General features: G+C 48.2%; 3 protein-coding genes and 2 pseudogenes. 1 reads left to right on the top strand and 4 read right to left on the bottom strand.

Annotation, left to right across the window (positions count from 1 at the left end):
• Positions 1-994 (bottom strand): annotated as a pseudogene (locus ACRCZA_RS08915) (GGDEF domain-containing protein); the annotation flags it as partial.
• Positions 995-1,163: 169 nt separating this feature from the next.
• On the opposite strand from ACRCZA_RS08915, the gene ACRCZA_RS08910 reads away from it, so the two are divergent.
• The gene (locus ACRCZA_RS08910) at positions 1,164-1,703 is read left to right on the top strand and encodes a GNAT family N-acetyltransferase (protein ID WP_438674097.1); all 540 of its coding nucleotides are present in this window, start codon (positions 1,164-1,166) and stop codon (positions 1,701-1,703) included.
• A 252-nt stretch (positions 1,704-1,955) separates the two neighbouring features.
• On the opposite strand, the gene ACRCZA_RS08905 is transcribed toward ACRCZA_RS08910, so the two are convergent.
• The 3 genes and pseudogenes from ACRCZA_RS08905 to ACRCZA_RS08895 all read right to left on the bottom strand — a co-directional run.
• The gene (locus tag ACRCZA_RS08905; protein ID WP_438674096.1) at positions 1,956-3,425 is read right to left on the bottom strand and encodes an inorganic phosphate transporter; all 1,470 of its coding nucleotides are present in this window, start codon (positions 3,423-3,425) and stop codon (positions 1,956-1,958) included.
• A 308-nt stretch (positions 3,426-3,733) separates the two neighbouring features.
• A complete protein-coding gene (locus ACRCZA_RS08900; protein WP_438674095.1) occupies positions 3,734-5,413 on the bottom strand; it encodes a glucan biosynthesis protein in 1,680 nt (559 codons plus the stop codon).
• A 714-nt stretch (positions 5,414-6,127) separates the two neighbouring features.
• Positions 6,128-6,381, bottom strand: a pseudogene (locus ACRCZA_RS08895) (hypothetical protein); the annotation flags it as partial.

The following is a 6,381-nucleotide window of genomic DNA, read 5'->3' as shown; positions in this document are numbered from 1 at the left end:
ATTTTAAAATGTTGCCCTGTGTCGGTTGGTGAGTGGTCGGCTGTTGGGATGTGAGGTTATTGCGGGCGGCATCGATCATCTCGGGCAGTTTGACGTTTGCGCTGGGTGAAAAGAAACTATAACCGATATCAAGTTTAAGGTATTGATTGTGTTGCTCTAATAATTTTTCCGTCCGTTTGATGATTTGCAAAATATCCCGCTCATTATCGATAAAAGCTAACACGACAAATTGTGTGTCATGTTAATGGGCCGCGATATCGGCGGTGCGGATAGTATTTTGCAATAGCTTGGCAAGCCATCGATGGTGTTTTTCTGCGGGTGGCTCATTGATTGATGAAGACGCTATGGGAGGCGTTTTTTGCGTCGTGTTGGGGGTGAGTTCAAAAAAAATAATGCCGGCATGGGCGCCAAAGCGTCGGCTTAAATTGAGTTGTCTTGGGGCCATCAGCAAAAAGCCATAGCGATTGAGCAGGCCGGTTTCTTGGTCGCGCATTGAAAGAGAGTCAATCCGGCTGTTTTGGCATAGTAAAGTGAGATCCTGTTGTAACAGAATTTGAAAGGGTTCTAGCATCGCTTCATGCTGTGCATTTTGCGGGAGATGTGGGTTGATCACACATAATCCACCAAATACGCTGCCATCTGGCCAGTAAATGGGGCGGGAAAGGATATGCTGTATGCCATCAAACTCCCTCGGTAATTCATCAAGCATAAAGCTTGCGAGGTTTTGATTGCGCCCCTCAACGGGGCTGTTGATCACTTGCTTAAATAGAATAAAATCAGCAGGATAAGTTGCGCCTGCACTAAAAATCGGGTGCTCGTTTGTAGAACTGACCGTCACCTCAAACCCCAAGGCAATACGTTGGATGATAAAGGCACAGGTTCCATGGTAATAGCTTTTGATTAACTCACATTGGTGCATCCAACGGCCTAAATTCACCTGTGGCTGGGCGCTATCGAGTAGGCTGGCAGTAGGATTAATGGTATCGGGTAGCATAGGGATACTTAATGTTCAAAGGCGGTTGGCATTAAGTGTGGGAAAGAAAATAATATTAAGCAAATCAATAGCAAAAAATAACCTCGTGCGGGCCAAACGTTAGGCTAGCGGGTGCGTTATACTCCTGAGCGCAACGGGTTAACTCCTAATATTGACGAAGAGAATGGTAGTGAAAATACGCTTAGCTGGTACTCAAGATATTGATTTGTTAGTCATCCTTGAGCAAAAACACCTTAATGATGAGTTAGCCTCTGCCACTATGGGGCTCGCGGGGCAGGCATTTTCTGCAGCAGAACTGACGCAATTGGTTTGCCAGCATTGGGTGGTGGTGGCCGAGGTTGATGGCAATATTATTGGTTACGTGATTGCAGGGCGTTGGGACTTTTTTAACACTTGGCCCATTTATCGGCATTTATTGCGGCACTTAGGGCTGCTTCAATGGGACGGACCTCGGTTGACTCCCACAAATAGCTGCCAATATGGCCCGATTTGGATCCATCAAGCGTATCGCGGTAACGGTATTTTTGAATTATTGGTCAATCACCTCAAGACGGTCGTTGCGCCAAATTTTAGCTATATGCTCACTTTTATTGCTGAGGAAAATGAGCGCTCCTTTGCGGCGCATACCGCCAAGGCGAATATGCAAGTTGTCGATTTTTTTGATTATGAATCCCGCGGATACTATCTGCTCGCCAGTAAAACGGCATAACAAAAGCCGTGAGTGGCTGACGTCGCTTACGTCATAGTGTCCTGCATTATAGTCACTTACGAAATAGCGGTGTACATCATAGTGGCTAACGGAAGAGTAGCTTACGAAATAGTAGCTTATGAAATAGTGACGTAGGAAATAGCGGCTTACGTTATAGCTGAGACCTTAACGTGACTGAGCCGGTCCCACACTCTCGTGGGGCACCGCCTCATATTCTTGTTCACCAGGCTGTTATTTATTCAAATGCCGAGGTTAGCCAAAGAGCGCGTTGGCGAGGACAAAAACGCAGCCCGATAACAACATGGTTATTGGCAGGGTGAGTGCCCATGCCAGCAATATTTGTTTTACGGTTTGGCTTTGTAAGCCAGAGCGATTGGCCACCATAGTGCCGGCAACGGCGGAAGACAAAATATGGGTGGTCGATACCGGCATGCCTGTGACACTGGCCACCCCGATTGAAACGGCTGCGGTCGCTTGGGCGGCAATTCCTTGGCCGTAGGTCATGCTAGAGGAGCCAATTTTTTCTCCCACGGTATACACAATGCGGCGCCAGCCAACTAAAGTGCCACAGCCCAGAGCGGTCGCCACGGCAATAATCACCCATAGCGGGGCATATTCGGTGGTTTTGACTAAGTCTTTACGCCATTTGGCGAGGGACTCTCGCTCTTTTTTCGGCAGATCTAATTTAGCGACTTTGCGGGCGGTATCATCGATACACAAGAGTAACCGCCGAATTTCCCGGCGCTCGGCCACGCTCATGTCTTTATAGGATGTGACGTTGGTTAAACGCTTATCGAGTAATGCCATGCTCGGTAATACCGTGTTAGCCGAACAATGGCTGAACAAATCTTCGCTGCTAATCACGTCGGACTTAAAGTCGACCAAGTCGCCAATCAGTGCTTGGTTACGATCATAAATCGCCATAATACGGCGGTTGGCATCTTGGGTTCTTTGCAGATCATAGGACTGACTGTTCATGTCTAAGGCAAAGTAGGCGGGTGCCATACAGATAAGCGCTAGCATCACCAGGCCGATGCCCTTTTGACCATCGTTGGAACCGTGAGTAAAACTCACCCCCATGGCGGAAGCGATAAGGCCAACTCTTGCCCAAAATGGTGGATGTTTTTTACTGTTAATGGCGACTTGTTCGGTCGGGGTGCGATGGATTTTATGTTTAGGCCATATCCATTTGAGCACTAACAGAAACAGCCCGGCGATCACAAAGCCAATGGTGGGCGATATAATAAGCGACAACATGATCTGCGTGGCTTTACCAACATTAATCCCCTGTAGTATCGGGTTACCATGGACCCAAGCAAAGGCGCCGCCGACCCCTAAAATCGAGCCAATGAGGGTGTGAGAACTCGAGGCGGGGATGCCAAAATACCAAGTGCCGAGATTCCAGACAATGGCCGAGAATAACAGCGAAAACACCATTAATAAGCCCTGAGTCGAATCCATGCCTAATAGGGAGTCAACCGGTAATAAATGCACAATGGCGTAGGCAACCCCGAGGCCACCTATAAATACCCCGGCAAAGTTAAAGATGGCAGAGGACACCACCGCGAGATTCGCCGGCATGGCATTGGTATAAATCACCGTCGCCACAGCGTTGGCCGTATCATGAAATCCATTAATAAACTCGTAAGCTAAGACAAACAGCACCGCCAGCACTAAGCCGACTGACCAACCGAACCCTAATGTGGAAAATATTTCAAACATACATCGTTAACCTATGCCAAGGACTGCGCAGATTTAATCCTAAATAGGGCGTAAGTAATAGTTAAATAATGTTTAGAATATGAAACAAAGAATTAGCAAATGATTACCATCTGCGGCAGTGTTTGCTGATGCCATTATGCGAGGGTTGTGAGAGGCAATATGGCCAGCGGATTTGGCCTGCCAAGGAAGGCTGATGGGCTGAGAGACATGCGCTCAGTCGGCAAAGATCCCCGCGCCTAAGCGGCAAACTTAGCAAATAAAAACGCCAGCGATGTCGCTGGCGTTGATTGGGTCATGCTTAAGGTAACTTATTGCAGATGACCTGCGTTGTAGAGCTCACGCTCAGCCATTGGCGGTGGTGTCCATTGGTACATCCAAGTTTCCGACAGTGGCTGGCCGTCGACTTCCAGATAAACCCGCAGATTAATGGGGTCTAGGCTGTCTTCGGGTGGCACTATATCAAACATCGCTCGATAGCCGTTAATTGCATGCTGTGGACGAGCCGATTCAATTTCGACGCGGCCTTGAGAGGTGCTGATCACGGCTTTGACTTGGGTATCTTTACCGAGCATAGGTAAGGTGCCGCCAGCAAAATCAATCACAAAACGCTTGCTGTAGTATTTACGCTTTTGGCCAACCACGCCGCCAAGGCCAGTAAAGGTATCGACAACGCGGGCGCGGGGAGATTGCACCGGTGGAATGCCGCCCCAGTACATGTTGTAGCTATAGAGTAATTCCTGCCCGGGTAAAATCGGCTCGGCAGGATTCCAGAATGCCACGATATTATCGAAGGTTTCATCCAGCGTTGGGATTTCAACTAATTGCACCGAACCTTTGCCCCAATTACCGGTAGGCTCAATCCATAGGCTTGGGCGTTTTTCATAGAACACCCCATCATCCTGATAATGATCGAAATTACGGTCACGCTGCAGTAATCCAAAACCTCTTGGATTTTCATCGCTATAGGCATTAAAACGTAAATTATGCGGATTGGCTAATGGGCGCCAGATCCACTCACCGTTGCCCGTGTGCATGGCAAGGCCATCTGAATCGTGGATCTCTTGCCGCCAGTCATAACCCGTGCGGCGATCATTCTCACCGACCATATACATACTGGTTAATGGTGCGACCCCTAAACGTTCGATGGCTTTGCGGGGGTAAATAGCCGCATCCACCTTCATTTTTAAGCGCTCGCCCGGTTCAATGTCAAAGCGATACGCCCCTGTGACGCTTGGCGAATCCAGCAACGCGTACACGGTGGCGATGTTCGATCCCGGTTTGGGCTTCTCTAGCCAGAAATGGGTAAACATGGGGAACTCTTCCGGCTTAGGTAGCGCGGTATCTACCGCTAAGCCCCTTGCCGATAAGCCGTATTGCATTTCTTGGCCCACGGCGCGGAAATAACTGGCCCCAAGGAAGGCCACCACATCCCGTTGCCAGTCGGTGTTAAACTGCATTCTAAAGCCAGCAAATCCCAGATCCTTTGGCAGTTGGCTGCCTTTGATTTTCAATTTGCCGTATTCAAATAGGGAAGGTGAATATTCGATGAGCTCAGCCTTGCCGCCATCAAGCTCATAAATATGCACTGGCGTATCAAAGTAGAGACCGAGGTGAAACAGTTCTGCACGAAATTCTGAATTTTGCTCGCGCCAGAGCGCCGCTTTTTTCTTAAAGTGGAATTGCTGGTAATCGTCCCAGCTCATTCCTTGTAGGCTTTTAGGCAATTCGCCCTTGTGGCTCACATAAGGCTGGGTTGCTAAAGTGTGCGCCTGCCCTTTAAGCCAAGCATAACTAAATGCCTCACTCTCTTGGGTGTCGGTCTTGTTAGCGGCGCAGGCGCAAAGGCTTAGCAGCAGACTGCAGGTGAGTAATGCGCCGCCCATCATCCGTTGTAAACGGTTACGGGAGGCATGAATGCCATTCAAGGATGTTGCCAACCCTGAACGTTGATGAATAGATTTTTGTTCGAGAAATAAATTGGATTGCATAAGCAGACTCTACATTGGTGTAACTTCATAGCATTGAATTACAAGGACTTAATTTTGCAATCATCCTGCCCTGTGGAGAACGGCTGGCGATAAGCGTTAACCAGAATATCAACTTTATCACTAGCAGCCGGCCAGAATTTAACATAATTTGCCAAAAATGGCACATAACTAGGCCGTGATTTTCAATACTGACGCGAGTTTATGAAAATAGCATTAAAAATGTTACGTTTTTGTGGGCTAGATGAGGCAGTGACTTAGGCTACTTAGGTTTAAGCGACTTAGGTTTAAGTGACTTAGGTTTAAGTGACTTAGGTTTAGGTGACTTAGGTTTAGGTGACTTTGGTTTAAGTGACTTAGGTTTAGGCTACTTAGCTTTAAGTGACTTAGGTTTAGTGGACTTAGACTTAACTCACTATGCGGGGAAACAGTGGTGCACCTAAGCCCATAGCGATGTCTGGCAATAGGCCTGTCAGTGCGCCTAAACGGAGAGTGAGTGGATACTGACGGATTCACTGGCGCTCGCGATAAATGACGAGAGCAACGGCCATCGTCGCTGGCGCCCACATGGCCACTCGCTACTTGATCAGGTGTCGGCATGCTCCCTAAGGGGGGCGCTTAACCGCTTGGCAGTGCAGTCATTCGCACTATCCTTAAGTTCCTCGCCATTTATTAGCCTAGTCATTGACTCTATGAGAGATTGGCAATGTTAACTCTCTACCAAGGCACGATTAAACTTAAGCGCAGCAGAGTATCATCATTCCACGGTAAAATCGGCTCAGTAGGGGAGCCTACTTCGGTCTTAGTGTAGTGATCCAAATGGTATTGAGTGTGCTCTGCAGTTAATGCCCACTGACTGCCTTTAACCCAGAAATCGCTCTGATATGTTAATTCAAATCGATATTGGTGTTCGAGCCATACGTTGCCATCATGCCAAGTTTGGATGGCACCATGCAGGGATAATGTCGGGG

Origin of the sequence: Shewanella sp. (assembly GCF_051658185.1) — a bacterium.
In the GTDB taxonomy this organism is placed as follows: domain Bacteria; phylum Pseudomonadota; class Gammaproteobacteria; order Enterobacterales; family Shewanellaceae; genus Shewanella.
This window is presented reverse-complemented; position numbering and strand designations above follow the sequence as displayed.

What these genes read in the sequence shown, in the direction of transcription:
- ACRCZA_RS08905 (WP_438674096.1), bottom strand. Translation starts at nt 3,425, where the DNA reads ATGTTTGAAATATTTTCCACATTAGGGTTCGGTTGGTCAGTCGGCTTA.
- ACRCZA_RS08900 (WP_438674095.1), bottom strand. Translation starts at nt 5,413, where the DNA reads ATGCAATCCAATTTATTTCTCGAACAAAAATCTATTCATCAACGTTCA.